Consider the following 21357-nt stretch of genomic DNA (forward strand, 5'->3'; position numbering starts at 1 on the left):
CTCAGGCTGCAGGGAGCCCGATTGCCAGCCTTCGGTGAAGGTCGGCAATCGCATCGACCGTTAGCGGTCCGTCCGCCTGCAACTTCGGGTAGAGCCTCCTCGGCCAGAGGGATTCCACGTCGCGAGTCGTGAACGAGCCACCTATTAGTGGCCAGTCGGCATCAACGAAGCACAAGACTCCGCGCACTGGGACCTCGTCACCGACTACCCGGCGCACTACGTCGACCTGTTTGAGCACTCCGTCTACGAGCTTGGTGCAATCCCGGCTGCCCACGAGCAGCTTCTCGACCCGCGGGCGCAGCGGTCCTCCTTCGACCTTGAGACTGGGACGACCTTTGTACCGCTTCGGATCGATCACATACACGCCAGTCGCGGTCACCGCGATGTGGTCGATGTTGGCCCTGCTGCCCGGGATGCGTCGGTCGTGGAGAACCAGCAATGACTCGGAGGCGAGCTCGTTGAGTCGCGTGCCGACTCTCTCCTCGCCCACCGCGCCGACGTCCCACGACTTCGTCGACTGAGGGTCGTCACTCAAGGCGAGGATGAGGCCGCCAAGCTTTGGGTGCTTGGAACGGATGCGTTCCTCGCGCTTGCTCTGACGTCGGTCGAATTCACGTCGCGCGGAAGCGCCCGGGGTCCCGACGTCCACAATCCCGTCAGTCTCCAGCTCGGGCGTCGGGAGGTCCGAGTCGATCGCAGCAGCCCGGCATTCCAGACACCGCACCGTTTTGGTCGGGCGCTCGTAGATCGCTTCAGCCCTAGCCGCCAGCTCTGCCCCGCACAGCCGACACTTCCCCGCATAGTGCAACCGCATCCGCTTCTCGCCCGCCACCGAGTCCCCAGCCACGCCCGAAACGCTATCCACGAACCGCCCCCGCCACATCCTTTTCGCCCGGCATCCTCATCAGACACACCTCTTTCATCCACCGCCCGTCCCGTGGCCACTCGCGTCCCGCGCGCGGCCGTTTGGGAGGTGACCATGACGCTCCACAAGCTCTCGGCGGGGACGGGGTATGAGTACCTGACCCGGCAGGTCGCCGCGCTCGACTCGACGGAGAAGGGCGCCACTCCCCTGGCCGACTACTACTCGGCGAAGGGCGAGTCGCCCGGCCACTGGGTGGGCTCCGGGCTCGTCGGCATCGACGGCTTGGATGCCGGCGACGTGGTGACGGCCGAGCAGATGAAACGCCTGTTCGGCACGGGGTCGCACCCGCTTACGGGCGACCCGCTTGGTGCGGCGTACAAGGTCTACGACAACACCGGCGTCGACGGGTTCAACGCCGAGGTGGCCAGGCGGGTGCGGGCCACGTGCGAGTCCGAGCCGCCGTACGACCTGCGCGCCAGGGTGCGCAGCGAGCTCGCGCGTGAGCGGTTTGTCGCCGGCCACGGACGCGACCCCACGACTGCACGGGAGCTGTCGGATGCGCTGGCTCGCTACTCCCGGGCGCGGCAGACGGCGGTGGCTGGATTTGACCTGACGTTCTCGCCAGTGAAGTCGGTGTCGGCATTGTGGGCCGTCGCGCCCGTGAAAGTCGCCGACGCGATTGAGCGGGCACACGAGGCGGCAGTGGCCGACGCGCTGGCCTCTATCGAGCGCGAGGTGCTGTTCACCCGGGAGGGGCGCAACGGTGTCCGGCAGGTCGAGACCCGTGGGCTCATCGGGACGGCGTTCACGCACCGCGACTCGCGGGCGGGCGACCCCGACCTGCACACCCACGTCGCGGTCGCCAATAAGGTGCAGACGCGCTCGGGCAAGTGGCTCTCGATCTACGGCAAGATCCTGCACGAGCACGTCGTCGCCGCGTCGGAGACCTATAACACCGCCCTGGAGCGGCGCCTGGTCGAGGCGCTCGGAGTCCATTTCGTCGAGAGTCCCGCGAACGTGCGCGACAAGCGGCCCGTGCGCGAGATCGAAGGTGTCTCGCCGGGAGTGTGTGATCGGTGGTCGCAGCGGCGGACCGCCATCACGGCACGGCAGAGGGAACTGGCGCGGGAGTTCCGTACGAGGCACGGCCGCCCACCGACACCGGTCGAGTCGGTGGCGCTGGCACAACAGGCGAACCTCGAGACCCGCGAAGCCAAGCACGAGCCGCGGTCGTACGCCGAGCAGCGGCAGACCTGGCGGGCAGAGGCCGTCCACGTGCTCGGGTCCGACCGCAATGTCGAGCGAATGGTGGCTACCGTACTTTGCCCGATTCCGCGGACGGAGCAGCAGGTCACGACCTCATGGATCCGGGCTGCCGCGGAGCGTGTGATCACCGAGTTGGAGTCGCGCCGAGCAACCTGGCAGGCCTGGCACGTGCGGGCCGAGGCACAACGCCAGGTGCGTGGCGTCGCCGTGCCTGCTGACCGGGTGGCTGAGGTCGTCGAGTGGATCGTCGACGACGTGGTCGGTCGCCTGTCGATCAACCTGACGCCGGAACTGGACCCGGTCACCGAGCCGCCGCCGCTGCGTCGCTCCGACGGCACCAGCGTCTTCCGGCACACGGGCAGGGATCACTACACGAGCCGTAGTGTGCTGGAGGCCGAGCAGCGCATCGTTGAAGCCGCTGGGCGCCGCGACGGCCTCGCGTGGTCTGCCGACGACGCGGAGTTGTCAGTGCTCGCCGCGATCCTCGACGGCGTACCGCTCAACCGCGGCCAGCAGGACATGGTGACCGCGCTGGCGACCAGCGGCGCGCGTGTTCAGCTCGCCCTCGCGCCGGCCGGGTCGGGCAAGACAACGGCGATGCTGGTGCTGGCGAACGTCTGGACCGATGGTGGCCACAATGCAGTCGGGCTCGCGCCGTCCGCGGCAGCCGCAGCGGCACTCGCCGAGGCGACCGGATTGCCCTGCGAGACGCTGGCCAAGGTCGTCCACGACGTCCGCCACGACGGCGACTCGTCACTCGTGACCAGCATCGGCCCCGGCACGCTGGTGGTCATCGACGAGGCCGGCATGGCCGACACGCTCACCCTTGCGGCCGTGATCGAGTACGCCGTCGCGCGGGGGTCGTCGGTGCGCCTCGTCGGTGACGACCGCCAGCTCGCCGCTATAGGCGCCGGTGGCGTGCTGCGGGACCTCGCCGCCACCCACGGTGCGGTTCGGCTGGACGAGCTTGTGCGGTTCGCCGATCCGGCCGAGGCCGACGCGTCGCTGGCGCTGCGCGAGGGAGACCAGTCCGCGCTGGGCTTCTACCTAGACAACGATCGGGTTCACGTCGGCGACGCCGACAGCTCTGTCGATGAGGTCTTCAAGGCCTGGCAGCGCGAGCGCGCCGGCGGTCGGGACTGCCTCATGCTCGCGCCGACGCGTGAAGTCGTCCGGGAGCTGAACCTGCGAGCCCAGGCCGCCCGCAACCCAGCCCAAGCATCCACGCCGCTCTCGGATGGCTGCGCGGCCCGCGTCGACGACGTGGTGATCAGCCGCCGCAACGATCGACGGCTCGGCGTCACCTGCACGGACTGGGTCAAGAACGGCGACCGCTGGCAGGTCGAGGCTGTGCGCGCGGACGGCAGCCTGGCCGTGCGACACCTCGCCTCGCGGCTCCACGCGACGCTGCCCGCGGACTATGTCGCCGCGCACGTCGAGCTCGGCTACGCCTCCACGGTGTACACCGCCCAGGGGATCACCACCGACGTCGTTCACGGCATCGTCACTGGCGCGGAGGACCGGCAGCTGCTCTACACGATGCTCACGCGCGGTCGCGTCGAGAACCACGCCCACCTCGTCCTCGGCTCCGCTGAGACACACGCGTTGCCATGCCCGACCGACGACCGTGCGCTGACCGCGACCGAGGTGCTCGAAGGCATCCTCGCCCGCGACGGTGCCGCCGTCTCCGCCACCACGGCGCAAGCCACGAGCGCTTCGCCGGAGGTCCAGCTGCACGACGCCGTCACGCGGTACGCCGACGCGGTCACCCTCGCCGCATCCATGCTGCGTGCTGACCCTGATGACGCCGGACCCGGACCCCTCCCCTGGCTGCCGGGCATCCCCGAGGTTGTGGCCGATCATCCGAGCTGGGGCCCGTACCTGTCCGCGCGCTCGCGCCGAGCCAGCGCGCTGGCTGGCGAAGTCGCCCGACGTGAGAGGTTGCCGCGCTGGATGACGCGATACGACGACGTCCTCACCGCGGACCTGCGCCGTGAGCTCGCAGTATGGCGAGCGGCCAGCGGCGTCCCCGCAGACGGGCGGTCGTTCCTCGGACCGCCACCGAACGACGACAGCGAGGCGGCGTACCACCGGAACCTCACCAACCGGATCAACGCCCGCTACGGCGACGCTCTCCACGTCTGGCAAAAGCAGATCGTCGAGCACGTCGGACATCACGACGAGCAGACCGGCTACTTGGCGAAGTACCTCGACGAGCTCCAGCGCACCGGAGTGAACGCCGAGAGGATCCTCGAGCTCGCCGTCACCCGTAAACCGCTGCCGGTCGACCACCCCACCGCCGCGCTCGCCTATCGGGTAAGGGACCTCGCCAGCCCCGGAAGAAGGCGCGCCACCCAGGCCCCCTCGATGGACCCGTTCTCCCGCCCCAGCCAGCAACCGTCCGGCTCAGGGCTGGGGCTGTAGATCGGCGGAAGCCTCAGCGCGGCAGATACGATGAAGACATGTCCAAGACCGCAGCGCCTGCCCGAAAGCCGCTGAGCGGCCCCACGGGCCGGCGTGTGGCCGCCTGTCGTGCTGAGTTGCTCGAGGTGCTGCGCCGTCACGGCGTCACGAACCCTGAGATCTTCGGCAGCGCCGCACGCGGCGACGATCGCGAGGGCAGCGACGTCGACCTCCTTGTCGACTTTCCTCCGGGAACCAGCATCATCGACATCATCGGCATCCAGCACGAGCTGGAGGATCTCCTTGGCGTGCCGGTCGACCTGGTCCCCCGTAGCGGGCTGAAGGAGCGCGTGCGCTCCCGGGCAGCGAAGGACCTGCTTCCACTGTGAGCCGGTCCGACGCCGACGCCCTCGACGACATCGCGGCAGCAATCACTTCGATCCGTTCACACCTGAAGCACGGACCGATCAGCTTGGAGCTCGTGATGGACGCCGTGGCCATGCGGCTCCTCGAGATCGGTGAAGCGGTGAAAGCGCTCAGCACCGAGACAACCGATACCGAGCCGGAGATCAGGTGGCGCGAGATCGCCGGCATGCGGGACTTCCTTGCCCATCACTACTTCGCAACCAACCCCGAGATTGTCCAAGCCGTGATCGACCAGGACCTGCAGCCCCTCGCCGAGGCGGTAGACCGCATGCAGGCACGACTGCCGCGTCACGAACCCGACGCGTAGTACCAGATCCACGGAAGCGCCTTTCGGTCTTGGTCACATCGCCAGCCCATCGCGACGGGCGACTTCCCTCAGCCTGTCGAGCGCATCGGCAGCGTGACGGCGGATCGTCCGGGCAGCGAGCGCGTGATCCTCACTAACCAGCTGGACGACCGACGGTGTGGTCAGCCCCGCCCTGCCACGCCTGAGGGGTGCATCCGCCAGGTTGGCCGCGAGAGCCAGATCCAGGAGCAAGCCGCGGTCCTGGTCGGACAGCGCTCCTGAGTCGAGCGCCCGTCGCAGAAGGTCGAGGAGCTGTACCTGCGGCTCCTCTGCGTCCGGCTTCTCGGCTGGGATCGTCTCGTCGTACCGCTCGATGAGGACCGAGCTCGCCCAAGCTGGATCGCGACGCTTGGCCAGCTCGCCCAAGCCGAGCTCGGCAAGGGACTCGCGCTCAACCAGCCTGAGGATCGTCGTCGCGACGTACGTGTCGTCGGCCGGGTCGTGATCGCAGATCTGGATCCACAGCTGGCCGGCGACGACCTCGTCGATCGCGTCGGTGAGCCGGCGCAGTCGACCGGCGACCAGGGAGGCGCCTGGCACCAACAGCCAGGCAAGTGCGACGTAGGCGCGCGGATCGCGGTCGGCCAGACGACGAAGCGCCGCGAGTACCCCGTCACGCTCGGCAGGGGTCGCGTGCCTCATCCACCGGGGCAGCGCCCCGATGTCATTCACGACGTCGAGCGCCGGCTCGACGTCCTGCCACCGAGGCCACTCGGCGCGCACTTCCTGCATGTTCGGGGCGTCGAGGCGATCGACACCCAAGCACTTCGCAACGCTCATCACGCTGCTCCTTCCTGTCGGCCCAGAGGTGAGCGACAGGTAGGTGTGCGAGCCGATCCGGCAAACCGGCGAGATACGTCTGATCGGATATCCTCGACAAGTGGAGCGACCAACGATCATCGAGATCGCGCGCAAGGCCCGCGGACTGACGCAAACCCAACTGGCGAAGGCAGGCGGCACCTCGCAGGCAACCGTGTCGGCGTACGAGCGCCGCGAGAAGTCGCCCTCCCTCGGGGTCGTCGAGCGGCTCGTCGGCGAAGCCGGCTACACCCTGCGGCTCGACCACACGGTCGACTTCAGGCAGGTCACGTTCAACGGACGCGACATTCATTGGGTTCCTGACCAGCTCTGGCGAGTCGAACCTCGGCTGTGCTTCAGCAAGGTCACGTTCCCCGACGGCGTAGCTCATCGGGAAACCGGCGAGTGGCAGCAGCGCCACTTCGACCTGGCCGACCGCGACGACCGTCGGCGCGTCTACCGCTACTTGCTCGTCGTCGGCATTCCCGTCTGGATCTGGCGCTGGGTGGACGGGCCTCTGCTCGTCGACCTGTGGGACGAGCTCGACCTTCCCTCGCTACTTCGCGCCGAGTGGAAGCCCCTCATCGACCACGCCAGGTTCGGGCCGCCGGAAGACGCGATCCACGTCGGCTTCGACCACATTCAAGAACTGAAGCGCGAGGAGCTGCAGGAGCGCATCGCCGCCCTCGGGGCGAAGGCAAGTCCCGGCAGGGATTGACCGGTGCTGTCGGATGATCCGGCTCGCAGAAGACTGCCCGGACAACCGTCGGTGTTCGCCACATCTCGCCCAGTACTCCCCTGACGAGACTCTCCCAGATCAGCGACGTCGGCAACGGCGGTCAGACCGCGTTACCAGCGCCGCCGCTGACGGGACATCCAGTAGATGTGGTCCAATTTCTCGCGATCGAGATCGGCCGGCGGGAGTTCGCCGCGCTCCCGAAACTGCCACATCACCGCGCGCGCTGCGGCGATGGTCAGGCCCTGGTCGAGCAGCTCCTTGAACGCGTCGAACGATGCCCTCGTGACTCGATAGTGCGCCTGGCCCGGCGCGTAGAAGACTCGTTCAAGGCACCAGCAAATCTCGTTCGCTTTCCAGCTCGGCACGTCGAGTTCCAAGGCGACGCGCTTCGCGGACACAAGCAGCTTCGGCTGATATGTAGTCCCCGTCTGTCAAGAGGGCAGGGTGAGGCGCCGCCAACACTGGTTGTGTTGGCGGCGCCTCTCTTGGCGTGGTGGCGTCTTCGGGCCTGTCGCAGCGTGTCGTTGTCGACGCGCGGTCAATGCTGATATTCGCGGGTTGTTTACCGCAGGACGGCGTGCGGCAGGAGTGGTCCGCTTCTCTGAGGTCGAGCGTCACGAGGTCTGCTCGTGGCTCACAGCCGAATCGCGGACAGTCTTCCTCGCGCTGCTCGTCAGGTCGTTGTACGGGCCAGCCAAGTTCTGTGGGGTGGCTACTCCAGCATGGCCAGGGACCAGCACCAGCCGGCCAGCTCACGGGCTATCGCGGTGTTCGCCACGGTGTGCTTCTTGTGGCGGCGGATGTAGCCGGCCCAGCGCTGGTTGAGGCGGGTGTTGCCTTCGTGCGCGCGTACCCGGGCGGCCTCGGGTGCTTGTTCCCAGCGGGCGCGCAGGACCGGGCCGACGGTGTAGCGGGGCTTGTGGTGCCAGGCTGCCTCGATCAATAGCCGTCGGGCGTGGCTGTTACCGGTCTTGGTGATCGAGCCCTGCCGACGCGACTGGCCGCTGGAGTGCTCGGACGGGACGAGCCCGAGGTAGGCGCCGATGCTGGAGCCGTTGAACCGTTGCCAGTCGCCGATCTCGACCGCGAGTGCGAACCCGGTCAAGGTCGAGATGCCACGCAGGCAGCACAGGCGGCGGGTCACGTCGGTGAACTCGCTGTCTGCGGCGAGCTGGTTGATCAGCTCGTCGAGCCGGGCGCGGCGTGCGACCGCGAACTCGATGGCTTCCAGGTCGGCTTCGTAGGCGCAGCGGGTGCCGAGCTCGTCGAACCGGATCCGGTGCAACCATGCGTGGTGCTGCTTGGACCAGGCCTTGCCGCCGTAGTAGACGTGGCCGTGACGCAGCAGCAGCTTCGATACTCGGTGCCGGGCCCGCATCAGATCGCCGCGGACGTCTTCACGGGACCGGACCAGATCCCGCGCGGCTTCCTGGGTGATCGAGGGCACGCGGACACTGGTGATGTCGTCGTTGCGCAACAACTTGGCCAGCTGCAGGGCATCGCGCGCGTCGGTCTTGACGCGCTCGCCAGCCGGGCGAGCCAGTTTCGACGGCGCCGCGACCTCACACCTGATCCCGGCCGCCGCCATCGCTCGGGCGAGTCCGAAGCCGGTCGGGCCGGCCTCGTAGGCAACAGCGACCGGGCCGGGTAACCGAGCCACCCAGTCCAAGACGATCTCGTTCGCCGGGACCAGCCGCTCCTTGAAGAGCTCGCCGGTCGTGGTGTCGATCGCCGTCGCGACGACCGACCTTGCGTGCACATCGAGTCCAACACTCGTACGCTCAATGAACACCGGGGCCTCCTATGCCTGTGGATAGGTCGAGCAGGCCGCTCCTGCCCGATAACCCACGTACATGCATGTGAGAGGCCCCGGCCCGCAACCCCCTCAACGCGAGGCGGTCACGTCATACCGTCTGATCGGGCGGCTCCCAGTGCTCCGGCCGCATCATCGCCACCACGAGGTGCGAGCTGACTCCCGTGGCATCGAGTTCACCCAGGCCAGGAGCGAGCCGTAGACAATCCGGTAGTTCTTGCCGCCCGCACAAATAAACACCCGATCGAGATCGCCCAACGACACGGCCTGACGGATGGCGTGCTCCGGAAGGCTCAACATCCAGGCCGCTTCCTTCACCGTCACGAGCACCTTCTCGTCGTACGGGTCCGTTCGCGACGCAGTGAACAAGGCGTCCCCAACAGGGCGCCCGCCGCTGCGACGCTTGCCCGCCGGCGAATCCACCGTGAGGTCAACCGCGGGCTCCGCCCGCTGCTTGGCCTTGGGTCGGCCTGCGACCTTTGCAGCTGCCGCGGGCTCGGCAACGTCGGCCCGTTCCTGCCCTGGCGCGGGCTCCGGCCCGAAATGTCCGGGCGGATACTCCCCGTGGACTACGTAATGGCGGCCCGCCTCGGTCAACTCCGCGTGCCACCGCGGGCCACGTCCCTTGATCTTCACCAGCCGTCGGTTCGACAGCGCCCGCGCGGTCAGCCGCTGCGGGTTCGTGGCCGCTCCGTCAGCTTGACCGTCCGCAAGCCAGCGCAGCACCGCGTGTTGAGTTTCGTTTAGCCGTGGATTCACGGCAACTGAGCGTAGGGGTCGCACACGAACGGCATGGCCGCGGATCACACGAGGCCGTGCGAATCGTCGGACCCAACGTCCACTGGGACAATCGGTCGTGGCGCTCCATGCTCGGCGTCACCGGGACCCATCCGTTCAGCCCCAACAGGCCCCTCGGGATGCGGCTCGTCGCATGACCAGAGGCTGTGTGAGATTCCGCAGGGATTCCGCAGGAGATCCGTTCAGGGCCGAAAACGGTCGCGACGGTCCAATAAGCCAGAACTGCGTTTTCGCAGGTCAGACCATGTTTTCCGAGATTCTCAACTCCGACCAACATCGGCTGCGGTGTTCGAGCTCTACTACGACATCTAATTTGGGCCATTCGTAGCGGTCTCGATGGTTGCGCAGCAACCGAAGAAAACCGCCTCTGACCTGCGAAAACGCCGTCGTTCGACTTCTGGTCGTTCGGCGGCGTTTCGCATATTTGGTCGTTCGCTCGTTACACAGATGTTACACGGTAGAACGTTCAACAACTTCGCTGGGTTCGACTGCCGCGCGACCGGAGACGGGTGTACGCAACCGGTTCCCCAGCCAGTCACCTACGTGCCACGCCTTGGTTCCCTGCCGCACTCCGGCCGGACGCTCCCAGCCCGCAGGGTGCAGACGTCAGTCGGACTTCGGAAGGAAACCCCTCGTGCACAGCAACAAGCGCGTCATCACCACAGTGGCGGCACTCGCCGGCATTGTGACGGTCGGCAGCATCGCCGCGACCGCGGCCATCCCGGCCCCCACGCCCATCGGCTTCGCCCAGGAGCGTTCGGCCGATCTCGCCAAGCAGATCGACCCCGCCAAGCCGCGCAACGTCATCCTCATCATCGGCGACGGCATGGACGACTCCATGATCACCGCCGCCCGCAACTACGAGTACGGCGCGGGCGGCCGATTCCCCGCCCTCGACGCCCTGCCGTTCACCGGCGCGATGACCACCTATGGCCTCAAGGTCGGCGCCGGCCCCGACTACCCCATCGCGTACGTTTCCGACTCCGCACCCACCGCGAGCGGCTGGTCCACCGGCAAGAAGACTGTCGACGGACGCGTCTCCCAGGGTCCCAGCACTGCAGCAAACGTCCCGGGTGAGGACTACGAGACCGTCCTGGAGAAGTACAAGAAGCAGGGCAAGCTCGTCGGCAACATCACCACCTCCGAGGTCACCGACGCCACCCCGGCCGCCGCCGGTTCCCACATCAACGCCCGTGCCTGCCAGGGCCCGACCGACATGGCCAACTGCGCCCCAGCGCGCAAGGCCAACGGCGGCAAGGGCTCCATCGCCGAGCAGCTCGTCGACAACAAGATCGACGTCCTCATGGGCGGCGGCGCCTCGCGCTACGCCCAGGCCACGGACGCGGGCCCAAGTGTCCTGTCGTACGCCCAGACGACCCGGGGCTATCGGCTCGTCAGCGACGCCGCCGGTATGGCGGGGGTCACCTCGCTCGCGGGCGGTCCCGTCCTCGGCCTCTTCACCGGCGGCAACATGACGCCCATGTACAAGCCGCTCGTCGCAACTCCGACCGGAGCAGGTGGACCCACGACGAGGTGCGAGGCCGCAGACCGCGGCAACGAGCCCGACCTGTCCGCCATGACCGAGAAGTCGATCGAGCTGCTGGACAACCCCAACGGGTTCTTCCTGCAGGCCGAGAGCGCGATGATCGACAAGCAGGAGCACTCCTCCGACATCTGCGGCGCGATCGGTGACCTCAAGGAGCTCGACGAGACCGTCGCCGTCGCGCTCGCCTACCAGGACGAGCACCCCGACACCCTCGTCGTCGTCACCGGCGACCACTCCCACTCCACCCAGATCGTGGGCGGCAACCTCGACGACGGCAAGCAGCTCGCCACCGTCCAGACCGCCGACGGCGACCCGATGTCTGTCGCCTACTCCACCAACGCGGTCGGCTCCGACCACACCGGCGCCCAGATCCGGGTCGCCGCCGCCGGCCCCCAGGCGGCCAACGTCACCGGCGTCATCGACCAGACCGACCTGTTCGCCACCCTGCTGGGCCGCACCCCGAGCACCCTGCCCGGGACGCCGACGACCACCCCGACCACCTCCCCGACGACCACCCCGACCACCTCCCCGACGCCGAGCACCCCGACTGCGGTCAGGCCGATCATCTCGGTCGCGTCGGCGTCCCGTATCGCCCAGGCGGCCCTGCGCCGCAAGGGGCTCTCGGTCGCAGTGGCTGCGGCCGCCGGCGACTCGGTGACCGTGCGGCTCGTCCGCGACGGGAAGACCGTGGCTAGAAAGACGCTGAGGGCCACGGGCGGTCGCGTGATGCTCAAGGTCGCGAAGGCCCGTGTCGGCAAGCTCACGGTCAAGGCCACCGTCACCGGCAAGGGCGGCACCGCGACCGACCGCCAGACGGTCCGGGTGACCCGCCGCTGACGCAGTCGCCGTCACGGCCGTCGACGCCGTCGACGAGCGCTCCGGGCGCGGACCCCCACGGGTCCGCGCCCGGAAGCGCCTGGAGTCCGGATCGACCACCCACGACATACGATCCTGCATAGTAGGTGCCGCTGACGGAGGGTCTGGATGCACATCACGGGTCGGTCGGCTGCCGTCACCGCCGTGATCGGCGGCCTCGGGCTGGCCGGCGCCTTTCCTCCGTGGTCGGCGCCGTGGGTGGCACCCATCGCTCTCGCAGTGTTCTTCCTCGCGCTGGGGAACCGCCGAATGCGGGACGGGGCAGTCCTTGGTCTCGTCTTCGGCCTGTCCTTCTTCGGACCCACGCTGTGGTGGTTGAGCCAGTCGATAGCGCCGGCAGCCTGGGCTGCTCTGGTCGCCGTGCAGGCAGGCTGGCTCGCCCTGGCGGGGGCAGGTTCGGCGCTCGTCCGCACGCTGCCCGGCTGGCCCCTGTGGACGGCCGCGGTGTGGACGTCGGTCGAAGGCGCTCGGTCGTCACTACCCTGGGGTGGCCTGCCGTGGGGTCGGCTCGGCTACACAGCAGTCGACACACCCTGGGCAGGGGTGCTGGCGATCGTCGGCGTCTCCGGGACCGGGACCGCGGTGGCCCTAGCGGGCGCGGTGATCGCTTGCGTGGTGGAGCGAGCCAGCGTGCGAGACCCTGCCCCAGCCCCCGCAGCGCCGGCGCTCGTCGCCTGCTCGATCGGCGGCGTGCTCCTGCTGGCGATCGGCGCACGGAGTCCGGGGTTGGGGGGCGGCAACGGGGCAGGGCTCGCAGGTCAGACCGCGACGGTGAGCATCGTCCAGGCATCCGTCCCCGGCGACGGCACCGACGTCGCTTCTCACCACCGCGAGGTCACCCGCACCCTGCTCCTCGAGACGCGCCAGATGCTCGAGGAGGCCGGCCCCGCCGCACCTGCTCCGGACGTGGTCGTGTGGCCCGAGAACGCCACAGCGGTGGACCCCGCGACGGACGGCGTCGCCCGCACGGCTCTGCTCGCCGCGGCGGAGGTGTCGGGCGCGCCCGTCCTGGCCGGCTCGATCGTCGACGGTCCCTCGTCCTCGACGGCGCTGAACCAGGCCATCGTGTGGTCGACCTCCGGACCTCAGGGCCGTTACACCAAGCAGCACCTGGTGCCTTTCGGCGAGTACGTGCCTGTACGGCCACTCGCGGAGCGCCTGTCCGCCCGCGTCTCCAGCATCGCGCGCGACATGCTTCCCGGGACCGCGGCTTCGCCCCTGCGAGTGGGAGACCTGCTCGTGGCCAGCGCCCTGTGCTTCGACGTCGCCTACGACGACGTCCTCCGCACGCAGGTGGGCCGGGGAGCCGGGCTCGCGGTGGTGCAGACCAGCAACGCGATGTTCCTCGGGACCGCACAGCAGGAACAGCAGTGGATGGTCACACGCGCGCGCGCCGTCGAGCTCGGTCGCTCCGTGGTCGTCTCGTCGATGAACGGGATCTCTGGAGCGATCGCGCCCGACGGCACGGTGATCGCCCGGCTTCCCGACACCGTGGCAGGCAGCACGGTGGTCGAGGTCGAGGTTCGCACGGAGGTTACGCCGGCTGTCCGACTCGGGTGGTGGCCGGCTCGCACCGCGTACGTCGTCGGCGCCGTGGGTGTCCTACTGGCCCTGGCCCGCCGGATCCGCACGACGCGTCGGCCGTGAGACACTCCGTCCATGGGGACCGCCACGACCGGGCTTCGCTGCATGCGAGCCGCGATCGTCGCGACTTCTGCGACGCTGATGGCGCTGTGGGCACACCTCGACGCCGGAGGCAACGTCCCGTCGTCACCGGTGCTCGGGTTCCTCCTCCTCACCCTGACGGCGCTCCTCGCACCGTTCCTGGCCCGCCCGGCGTCCGCCGCCAGGATCGTCCTGCTCACCGTGGGCGGTCAGTTCGTCGCGCACACCGCCCTCGCGCTGACCGCCGCCCGCGACGGCGGCTCGGCCTCCGCCCCGCCTGCCATGTCGTCGGGCGGAACCGGCGGCGCGCACCACGCCGGCGCGGCGGCGGACGGCGTCACGGTCACTCAGCTGTCCGACCACGTCCTCACCGCTGATCCCAGGATGATCGTGACCCACGCCGCGGCAGCGGTCGTGGTCGGTGCATGGCTCGCGGCGGGCGAGCGGATGTTCTGGAACCTCCTCGCGCTCATCTCACGGGGGGTGCACGTCCCGTCGCTGGCGCCAGTGCCGCCGACCACACCCTCGATGCCGGGGACGCCGTCTGCCGCGAGCGCCATCCTGCTGCGCGTGGTGGTGGGGAGCGTCGTACGACGTGGACCGCCGCATCTCCGCGCCGTCTGACATTCCCTCCACGCCCACCCACCGTCCGGTTCTTCAGGCCGACGACGGCCATCGGCGTGTTCCGTCCTGCCCGGCGCCGCCGGTTGCATCGAGGAGACCCATGACCCAGCTCGACCCGCGCCCGCAAGCGCGGCCCGCTCCGCCACGTCCCCGTGCCCGATCCGGATCGGGGGGATGGTTCCGCGCAGTGTGGCGCTGGCACTTCTTCGCCAGCATCGTCGTCGTCCCTGTCCTGCTGGTGCTCGCCACCACCGGCCTCATCTACCTGTTCCGTTTCCAGCTCGAGCCGCTCCTGCACCCCGACCTGTTCCGGGCGGACCGCCCAGCGGGCATGGACTTCGCACAGCCGTACAGCGCCCAGCTCGAGGCCGCCGAGCGTGCCTACCCGGACGCAACCATCCTCGCCGTGGCTGAGCCGCGGACGGCGGAACGCTCGACCGTGATCACCGCCGAGATGCCTGACGGCTCGCCTCGCGAGATCTTCGTCAACCCGTGGGGCGCCGAGGTGCTCGGGTCGCTGAACCCTGACACCACGGTGAGCGGGTACGCGGTCCGCCTGCACGCCGACCTGATGTCGGGGGCGTGGGGTGACCGGCTGATGGAGCTGGGCGCCTGCTGGGCCCTGGTCACGGCCCTGCTCGGCTACTACCTGTTCTGGCGCGGACGCCGCGCCCGCTCGCGCACCCCGAAGTCCCTGAGGTCGTGGCATGCCCGCATCGGCGCCGTGGCCGGCGTAGGGCTGGTGACGCTGCTGGTTTCAGGCCTTCCGTGGACAGGATTCTGGGGAGCCCAGGTCCAGGAGCTCGCCACCAGACAGGGCACGTCCATGTGGAGCTTGGACGCCGGCGCGCAGTCCAGTCCCGGCTCCACGCTGGACGAGTCCCTGCCGCACAGCCACGCCGTCCCATGGGCAGCGGGGAAGACGGAAGTCCCTCGGTCGGACGGCGAAGGTGGCGAGGGGTCGGTCGCCAACGTCGACACCGCCATCGAGGTGGCGGCGCGCGAGGGGCTGCGCCGCCCGATGACCATCGCGCTGCCCGCCAGCGAGGACGGCGTCTTCTCCGTCATCGGCTACGCCTTCGACGCCCCGTCCGACGAGCGGACGGTCCACGTGAACCGGTTCAGCGGAGAGGTCGTGTCGACCTACGGCTACGACGACTACCCGCTGCTCGCCCAGGTGGTTGCCCAGGGTATCGGCCTGCACGAGGGACGCTCACTCGGCCTGGTGACGTTCTGGGCGTCCGCGCTCATGTGCGCGGTGGTCATCGCCTCGTGCGTGACCGGTCCACTGATGTGGTGGCGCCGTCGCCGACGCGGCGCCGGCCTCGATGCCCCGCGCGGACGGATGCCGGTCGCCGGCTCACCGTGGCTGCTGGCCGGATTGGTGGTGCTCGGCGTGTTGCTGCCGTTCTTCGGTGTGACGCTGCTTGCCGTCCTCGTGTTCGACCAGCTGCTCGTGCGCCGGGTGCCGGCCATGGGCAGGTGGTTCGGCGCGCGGTAGGTGCGCCGGCGCGGTGCGCGGGTCGGGCGTGCGTACGCAGTCCGGCGGTTTCGCGACGTGCTCCTCATCACCCTCGACCCGTTCGCGCGACGCTGGTACCCGGTGCAGCCCGGCGGTTCGTCAGCCCTTCACCAGGTCGACTCTTCGCACGCCTTGGTCGCGCTCGCCTCGACCTGGAGCGTGGCGTGCTCGATGCGGTGCTTGGTGCGCATCAGGCCCCGCGCCTCCTCCAGGACGCTCTGGGAGGCGGCCTCGTCGGCGACCACGAGGTGCGCCGTCGCGACGTACATCCCCGACGTCAGGGTCCAGACGTGCAGGTCGTGGACGTCCGCGACACCCGGCACCGACTCGAGGTCTGCCACGACCTGGTCCAGCTGCATCCCCTCGGGCACGTGCTGGCCGAGCACGGCGAGCACCTCGCGACCGAGGACGATCGCGCGGACGGCGACGAAGACACCGATCGCCAGGGCCACGACGGTGTCCCACCAGCTGTCGCCGGTGGTCGCGACGAGGATGCCCGCTGCGATCACACCGACGCTGCCGGCAGCGTCAGCGATGACTTCGTAGTAGGCGCCCTTGACGTTGAGCGACTCCTGGGAGCCGCCGCGCAGCAGCACGATGGAGATCACGTTGATGACCAGGCCGACCACGCCGACGACCAGGACGGGCCCGGTCTGGATCTCGATGTCCTCGCCCAGCCGACTGATGGCCTCGATCACCACGTAGGCGCTGACCCCGAGCATGATCAGCACGGTGAATCCCGAGGCGAAGATCTCCGCACGGTACGAGCCGTAGCTGCGTCGCCCGGACCGGTCCGGACGCGTGGCGATCTTGGTCGCTGTCAGCGCCGCACCCAGTGCGACGACGTCGGCGGCCATGTGGCCGGCATCCGAGATGAGTGCCAGCGATCCCGAGATCAGCCCGAACACCAGCTCGACGACGAAGAAGGTGGCGACGAGCCCGAAGGCCACCATCAACCGCCACCGGTGTCGCCCTCCGGCATGTCCCGTTCCGTGTCCGTGTCCGGCACCCATCAGTGGTCTCCTCGCTGGCGTTCGTCGGTGTGGAGCTGGTGAACCACAGCTCCCTGGTCAAGATGATTCGCATGGTCGGCGTGGAACAGCGCCTCGTCGAGCAACCGGTGGACGTGCTCGTCGGCGGCGGTGTAGTAGGCGAACGTGCCCTCCCGGCGCACCTGCACCAGTCCCGCCAGGCGCAGCTTCGCCAGGTGTTGGCTCACCGCCGACGAGCTGGCGCCCACGCGCTGCGCGAGGTCGTTGACCGAGGACTCACCATGGAGGAGCGCCCACAGGATCTTGATGCGCTTGCGGTCGGCGAGCATCCGGAAGGCCTCGACGGCCAGGTCGACCTGGTCGTCGGACGGCATGTCGAGTCGCCCTTGGTCCCGGTTCATGCGCTGAGCATATCTGCATGACAGCGCATATACGCAACTAGTGGCCTTCGCGGCGCGCAGGCGTCACCGCTCGTCGATGGTGACCTCGTTCATGAACAGCCGCTCGGCGTACGCCTCGCCGCCCATGCCGATGCGGTCCAGCCGGTTCACGGTCTCGATGACGTCCATGCCGCTCAGCACCCGACCGAAGGTCGTCTGGATCCGGTTGTCCCTGAAGCCTGCGTCGAAGCTCTCCCCGTACACGATGTAGAACTCGCTGCCCGCGGTGTACGTGCCTTCACCGGCCGTGGTGACCGTCCCGACGGGGTAGCCCTCGCGCTCGGCACGGTCCAGCTCGGAGGGCAGGCGGTAACCGATGTCCCAGCCGACCTGGTTGTCGCCGCTTCCGGCCTGGACGGCCGTGACGCCCCCGAAGTCGCGAAAGAACTCGAGGCCGTCGTAGAAGCCCTCCCGCGCAAGGAACACGAACGAGTTGACCGCGACCGGTGCATCGTCCTCGAGCAGGTCGATGGTGATGGGACCGCACGAGGTGCGGATCCGGGCGACGTAGTCCACGCCGTCCTCGAGGACCTGAGCAGGCCCCCCGGGGTACCACGAACGGGTGGCGCGGACGTTCGCGGGGCGCTTCGCTCCGCAGGCGACGCGCCGGTCGTCGGCCGCCGGTTGGCGGCCACTGTCGACGGCCGTGCCCGGCTCGATCGTGAAGTCCTCGGCTATCGGCGCTCCAGCGGCCTGCGCCGCCGCGGCCGCGGTGGACTGCGCCGCGCCGGCCGCCTCCTCGGGGATGAGCTCGACCTTCTCCTGCGGCGACCGCTCGGCGCTCGGCGTCGGTCCCCCACGCGTCAGTGCGACCACGACGCCAACGACCAGGACCACAGCGACGAAGGCGGCGCAGACACCGATGAGGAGCCTGCGACGTCGGCGGCTCCCGGCGAGTCGCTCCTGCTCACGCTCCCACGCCTCCCGCTCCGCCTTCTGGCGCGCCCTGCGCCGCTTGTCGCTGCTCACGTCGAACTCCTCGGGCTCGGTGACCTACGTGCTCGCACCGCCGGCGGCGGCCGACCCATCATCGCCCAGCTGCTGCGCGGGTGCCTCGGGCTCGTGCCCGAGCGCCGCGGCCAGCTCAGTCGCACGACGCGAGCTGAGCAGCCAGTACGGAGTCGGGTCGCTCGGGTCGTCGATGGCGACGCGCACCCCAGTGGAGATGTACGGCCGCACCAGCTGGTACGCGCGAGCGTTGGCATCCCGGCCCGCCTGTCGTCGCATCGCCTCCGCGTCCAGGGCAGCGACTGCACCCGTGAAGCGGCGCTCGATCCGTGCGGACCCAGCAGAGAGCCAGTCGTCCGTGACGACGATCCGGGGCGATCCGTAGGAGCTGAGCAGGACGGCCATGAGCGCCAGCAGAAGCGCGGTCACCGTCCACGCCAGCCACTCAGGGACCGCGACGACCATCGCCAACCAGAAGGTGGCGACCATCACCGTCCACTGGACCCACCACCGGATCGGGACCCGCAGCCGCTCTCGATAGCCGTTCATCCGAGCTCAGACCGCGCATTGAAGCCCATGTCGCTCCTCATCGAAGGCCGGATGATGTCGGCCCGTTGCCGACGAGGGTGAATCTACTGGCTGCGACCGTCGGAGCGCCCCAGGGCCCGTGCTACCTACTATTGCCGATAGTATGAAGGCATGGAGGCGACGCACGAGGAGCAGGCGCTCGGGTCCGGGCAGGTGACTCGGCCCGACTCACGCGAACCCGCGTTCCCTCCATCGCCCCGCCCGTCGGAGCTGACGGCCTGGGGACGCTGGGCGTGGCGCACGCTGACGTCGATGCGCACCGCGATCGTGCTGCTGGTGCTGCTGGCCCTCACCGCAGTCCCGGGCTCCCTGCTCCCGCAGCGAGGTGTCGCCAGCGACCCTGCCGCGGTCGCGAACTTCGCCCGCGAGCACCCCGACCTGGCTCCCTGGCTCGATCGCCTGTCGCTCTTCAACGTCTACAGCGCGCCGTGGTTCGCCGCGGTCTACGTCCTGCTCCTGGTCTCCATGACCGGGTGCGTGATCCCGCGATGCATGCACCTGTGGCGCGAGTTCAGGTCTGACCCGCCTGCCGCTCCACGTCATCTCTCCCGCGAGACCGGTCACCTCGTCGGTCCGGTCGAGCGACCGCAGGACGCCCTCGACGCCGCCGCCGGCCACCTCGAGGCGAAGCGCTTCCGTGTGAGCCGCACCGACACCGAGGTGCGGGCCGAGAAGGGCCGCCTACGAGAGCTCGGCAACCTGGCGTTCCACCTCTCGCTGCTGGTCCTGCTCTTCGGGATCGCAGGTGGCAAGCTCTTCGGCTACGAAGGCCGGGTCGCCCTGGTGGAGGGCACGACCTTCGCCAACGTGTCCGCCTCCTACGACGCGTTGTCACCGGCACCGTGGGCCGACCTCGCCGGACTCGAGCCCCTCGAGCTCACGCTCGACGACTTCTCGGCGGAGTTCGAGACGGAGGGGACGCGGCTCGGTGAGCCTCGCGACTTCGAGGCGGCCGTCACCTACAGCAGCGACGACGAGGGTGAGGGCTCGACCACCATCAGGCCGAACCAGCCGCTCGACATCAACGGGACGAAGTTCTTCCTCACCGGCCACGGGTACGCACCCGAGCTGACGGTGCGGGACGGCAACGGCGACGTCGCCGCCTCCGGCCCCACCATCTTCCTCCCCGTCGACCAGACCTTCACCTCTGACGGAGTCATCAAGGCGCCGGACGCGCGCCCCGGGTCACTGGCGCTCCAAGGAGTGTTCCTCCCCACCGCGGTGACCGGCATGGCAGTCTCGGCGTACCCCGACCAGGTCAACCCGATCGTCGAGCTCACGGCCTACACCGGGGACCTGGGGCTGGACGACGGGTCCACCCAGTCCGTCTTCACCCTTGACTTCACCGACCTCGATCAGGTGCGGGGCAAGGACGGCAAGCCGTGGCGGGTGTCGCTCGCCCCCGGTCAGACCGCTCGACTGCCCGGCGGCCTGGGCTCGGTCACGTTCGACGACGTGTCCCGGTTCGCGAACTTCCAGATCGCCCGCGACCCCGGCAAGGAGGTGTCGCTCCTCGCCGCCATCCTGCTGCTGCTGGGACTCACGGCGTCGCTCTCGGTGCCGCGCCGGCGGATCTGGGTGCGACGCAACGACGACGGCACGGTCGAGATCGCCGGAAGGTCGCTGTCGCGGCGGCCCGTGCCGCCCGGCGAGCTGGAGCAGCTCGCCGACACCCTCGGTCTGTCCCCGGCTGATGCCGGTGGACGAAAGGATCAGACATGACATCCCTGGACGCCGCGCGGCTCTCCGACCTGTTCGTGACGACCGCCCTGGCGGTCTTCGCGGCCGCGCTCCTTGCGTACGCCCTCGCAGCGGCCCTGCCGCGCAGCCGCCAGGCTCGCGCGCGGGTGGCCGTGCCCGCCGGGGGGGCGTTGGTGGACGAGACGCGACTGCAGCCCGAACCCGTCTCGGAGCCGCCGAGCCGTGTCGGCCGGGGAGCCACAGCGCTCACCGTGGCCGGGACGATCCTGGTCTGCCTGGCCGTCGTGGCCCGGGGCGTGGCCGCGGGGCGTGCGCCGTGGGGCAACATGTACGAGTTCGGGCTGACCGGCTCCGCCGCGGTCGCCGTGGCGTTCCTGGCCTATCGACGCGGACGCCCGGTCGGCAGCCTGTCCGCATGGATGGTCGTGCTCGTGCTCGTGCTGCTGGGGCTGTCGGTGACCTCGCTGTACACGCCGGTGGACGACCTGGTGCCCGTGCTCAACTCGCGATGGCTGGTCGTGCACGTCGCCGCGGCCATCACCGCCGGTGCACTGTTCGCGGTCGGGGCGCTGGCGACCGTCGCCCACCTCCTGCGCCAGCGCCGGACCGGGGAGGAGGACGACCAGTTCTCCGAGCTCGCACACACGGTCCACCTCGTGGCGTTCCCCATCTGGACGTTCGCGGTGATGGCCGGCGCGGTCTGGGCAGAGAACGCCTGGGGCCGCTACTGGGGATGGGACCCCAAGGAGACCTGGGCGTTCATCACCTGGGTGTTCTACGCCGCCCACCTGCACGCGCTGTCGACCGTGGGATGGCGACGGCGAGCCGGTTACCTCGCGCTGGCCGGCTTCGCCGCCTTCCTCTTCAACTTCTTCGGGGTCAACATCTGGATCCCGGGCCTCCACTCGTACGCAGGGGTGTGACACATGGACTACGGAATCTCCACGATCGTGCTGGGGCTGATCGCGGCCATCGGGACCGGCCTCGTGCTGTACGTCGTG

Annotated in this window: 19 protein-coding genes; 10 read left to right on the forward strand and 9 right to left on the reverse strand. The window is 69.3% G+C overall.

Annotated features, from left to right (window positions below):
- Position 1: 1 nt before the first annotated feature.
- The gene (locus EUA06_RS18365) at positions 2–847 is read right to left on the reverse strand and encodes a nuclease-related domain-containing protein (RefSeq protein ID WP_242498236.1); all 846 of its coding nucleotides are present in this window, start codon (positions 845–847) and stop codon (positions 2–4) included.
- Between EUA06_RS18365 and mobF the strand changes: the two genes are divergently transcribed.
- Genes mobF through EUA06_RS18380 form a run of 3 tightly spaced genes read left to right on the forward strand, consistent with a single transcriptional unit; the run spans position 803 to position 5267 of the window.
- Positions 803–4555, forward strand: coding sequence for a MobF family relaxase (gene mobF, locus EUA06_RS18370; protein WP_129478474.1), 3753 nt, complete (start codon positions 803–805; stop codon positions 4553–4555). The genes EUA06_RS18365 and mobF overlap by 45 nt on opposite strands.
- A 38-nt stretch (positions 4556–4593) precedes the next feature.
- Positions 4594–4923 (forward strand): nucleotidyltransferase family protein, encoded by a 330-nt coding sequence (locus EUA06_RS18375; protein ID WP_129478476.1) that lies wholly within the window; start codon positions 4594–4596, stop codon positions 4921–4923.
- Positions 4920–5267 (forward strand): HepT-like ribonuclease domain-containing protein, encoded by a 348-nt coding sequence (locus EUA06_RS18380; protein WP_129478478.1) that lies wholly within the window; start codon positions 4920–4922, stop codon positions 5265–5267. The genes EUA06_RS18375 and EUA06_RS18380 overlap by 4 nt, the downstream gene beginning before the upstream one ends.
- A gap of 33 nt (positions 5268–5300) precedes the next feature.
- Here the strand turns inward: EUA06_RS18380 and EUA06_RS18385 are convergent, their stop codons facing one another.
- On the reverse strand, positions 5301–6086 hold the full coding sequence (locus tag EUA06_RS18385; RefSeq protein WP_129478480.1) for a hypothetical protein: 786 nt from the start codon (positions 6084–6086) through the stop codon (positions 5301–5303).
- A 43-nt stretch (positions 6087–6129) separates the two neighbouring features.
- Between EUA06_RS18385 and EUA06_RS18390 the strand changes: the two genes are divergently transcribed.
- Positions 6130–6822: a helix-turn-helix domain-containing protein gene (locus EUA06_RS18390; protein WP_129478482.1), complete on the forward strand. Its 693-nt coding sequence runs from the start codon at positions 6130–6132 to the stop codon at positions 6820–6822.
- 131 nt (positions 6823–6953) lie between these two features.
- Here the strand turns inward: EUA06_RS18390 and EUA06_RS18395 are convergent, their stop codons facing one another.
- From EUA06_RS18395 to EUA06_RS18405, 3 genes are all read right to left on the reverse strand, one after another.
- On the reverse strand, positions 6954–7220 hold the full coding sequence (locus EUA06_RS18395; RefSeq protein WP_165354443.1) for a hypothetical protein: 267 nt from the start codon (positions 7218–7220) through the stop codon (positions 6954–6956).
- A 335-nt stretch (positions 7221–7555) separates the two neighbouring features.
- Positions 7556–8635, reverse strand: a complete 1080-nt coding sequence (locus tag EUA06_RS18400; protein ID WP_129478486.1) for an IS110 family RNA-guided transposase — start codon at positions 8633–8635, stop codon at positions 7556–7558.
- Positions 8636–8788: 153 nt separating this feature from the next.
- Positions 8789–9415, reverse strand: coding sequence for an excisionase (locus EUA06_RS18405; protein WP_129478488.1), 627 nt, complete (start codon positions 9413–9415; stop codon positions 8789–8791).
- Between the two features lie 673 nt (positions 9416–10088).
- Between EUA06_RS18405 and EUA06_RS18410 the strand changes: the two genes are divergently transcribed.
- From EUA06_RS18410 to EUA06_RS18425, 4 genes are all read left to right on the forward strand, one after another.
- Complete coding sequence (locus EUA06_RS18410; RefSeq protein ID WP_129478490.1) at positions 10089–11837, forward strand: alkaline phosphatase; 1749 nt, start codon at positions 10089–10091, stop codon at positions 11835–11837.
- A 147-nt stretch (positions 11838–11984) separates the two neighbouring features.
- Entirely contained in the window at positions 11985–13523 is a 1539-nt protein-coding gene (gene lnt / locus EUA06_RS18415) for an apolipoprotein N-acyltransferase (protein WP_129478492.1), read from the forward strand.
- A 12-nt stretch (positions 13524–13535) separates the two neighbouring features.
- Complete coding sequence (locus tag EUA06_RS18420; RefSeq protein WP_129478494.1) at positions 13536–14165, forward strand: hypothetical protein; 630 nt, start codon at positions 13536–13538, stop codon at positions 14163–14165.
- Positions 14166–14352: 187 nt separating this feature from the next.
- A complete protein-coding gene (locus EUA06_RS18425; RefSeq protein ID WP_242498237.1) occupies positions 14353–15666 on the forward strand; it encodes a PepSY-associated TM helix domain-containing protein in 1314 nt (437 codons plus the stop codon).
- 128 nt (positions 15667–15794) lie between these two features.
- On the opposite strand, the gene EUA06_RS18430 is transcribed toward EUA06_RS18425, so the two are convergent.
- From EUA06_RS18430 to EUA06_RS18445, 4 genes are all read right to left on the reverse strand, one after another.
- Entirely contained in the window at positions 15795–16640 is an 846-nt protein-coding gene (locus EUA06_RS18430; protein WP_479724676.1) for a cation diffusion facilitator family transporter, read from the reverse strand.
- Between the two features lie 59 nt (positions 16641–16699).
- Positions 16700–17080, reverse strand: coding sequence for an ArsR/SmtB family transcription factor (locus tag EUA06_RS18435; protein WP_129478500.1), 381 nt, complete (start codon positions 17078–17080; stop codon positions 16700–16702).
- 63 nt (positions 17081–17143) lie between these two features.
- A complete protein-coding gene (locus EUA06_RS18440; RefSeq protein WP_129478502.1) occupies positions 17144–18088 on the reverse strand; it encodes a peptidylprolyl isomerase in 945 nt (314 codons plus the stop codon).
- Between the two features lie 24 nt (positions 18089–18112).
- Positions 18113–18616, reverse strand: coding sequence for a DUF3093 domain-containing protein (locus EUA06_RS18445; RefSeq protein ID WP_129478504.1), 504 nt, complete (start codon positions 18614–18616; stop codon positions 18113–18115).
- A gap of 150 nt (positions 18617–18766) precedes the next feature.
- On the opposite strand from EUA06_RS18445, the gene resB reads away from it, so the two are divergent.
- Both resB and ccsA read left to right on the forward strand, forming a co-directional pair.
- Positions 18767–20377: a cytochrome c biogenesis protein ResB gene (gene resB, locus EUA06_RS18450; RefSeq protein ID WP_129478506.1), complete on the forward strand. Its 1611-nt coding sequence runs from the start codon at positions 18767–18769 to the stop codon at positions 20375–20377.
- Positions 20374–21279, forward strand: coding sequence for a cytochrome c biogenesis protein CcsA (ccsA, locus tag EUA06_RS18455; RefSeq protein ID WP_129478508.1), 906 nt, complete (start codon positions 20374–20376; stop codon positions 21277–21279). Before resB ends, ccsA begins: the two co-directional genes overlap by 4 nt.
- Positions 21280–21357: the final 78 nt, after the last annotated feature.

The organism is Nocardioides glacieisoli, from assembly GCF_004137245.1.
GTDB lineage: Bacteria > Actinomycetota > Actinomycetes > Propionibacteriales > Nocardioidaceae > Nocardioides > Nocardioides glacieisoli.

Excerpts from the sequence above, each read along its gene's own strand:
- EUA06_RS18435 (WP_129478500.1), bottom strand. The coding sequence starts at position 17,080 with ATGAACCGGGACCAAGGGCGACTCGACATGCCGTCCGACGACCAGGTC.
- EUA06_RS18445 (WP_129478504.1), bottom strand. The coding sequence starts at position 18,616 with ATGAACGGCTATCGAGAGCGGCTGCGGGTCCCGATCCGGTGGTGGGTC.
- ccsA (WP_129478508.1), top strand. The coding sequence starts at position 20,374 with ATGACATCCCTGGACGCCGCGCGGCTCTCCGACCTGTTCGTGACGACC.
- EUA06_RS18375 (WP_129478476.1), top strand. The coding sequence starts at position 4,594 with ATGTCCAAGACCGCAGCGCCTGCCCGAAAGCCGCTGAGCGGCCCCACG.
- lnt (WP_129478492.1), top strand. The coding sequence starts at position 11,985 with ATGCACATCACGGGTCGGTCGGCTGCCGTCACCGCCGTGATCGGCGGC.
- EUA06_RS18420 (WP_129478494.1), top strand. The coding sequence starts at position 13,536 with ATGGGGACCGCCACGACCGGGCTTCGCTGCATGCGAGCCGCGATCGTC.
- resB (WP_129478506.1), top strand. The coding sequence starts at position 18,767 with ATGGAGGCGACGCACGAGGAGCAGGCGCTCGGGTCCGGGCAGGTGACT.
- EUA06_RS18430 (WP_479724676.1), bottom strand. The coding sequence starts at position 16,640 with ATGGTGGCCTTCGGGCTCGTCGCCACCTTCTTCGTCGTCGAGCTGGTG.
- EUA06_RS18385 (WP_129478480.1), bottom strand. The coding sequence starts at position 6,086 with ATGAGCGTTGCGAAGTGCTTGGGTGTCGATCGCCTCGACGCCCCGAAC.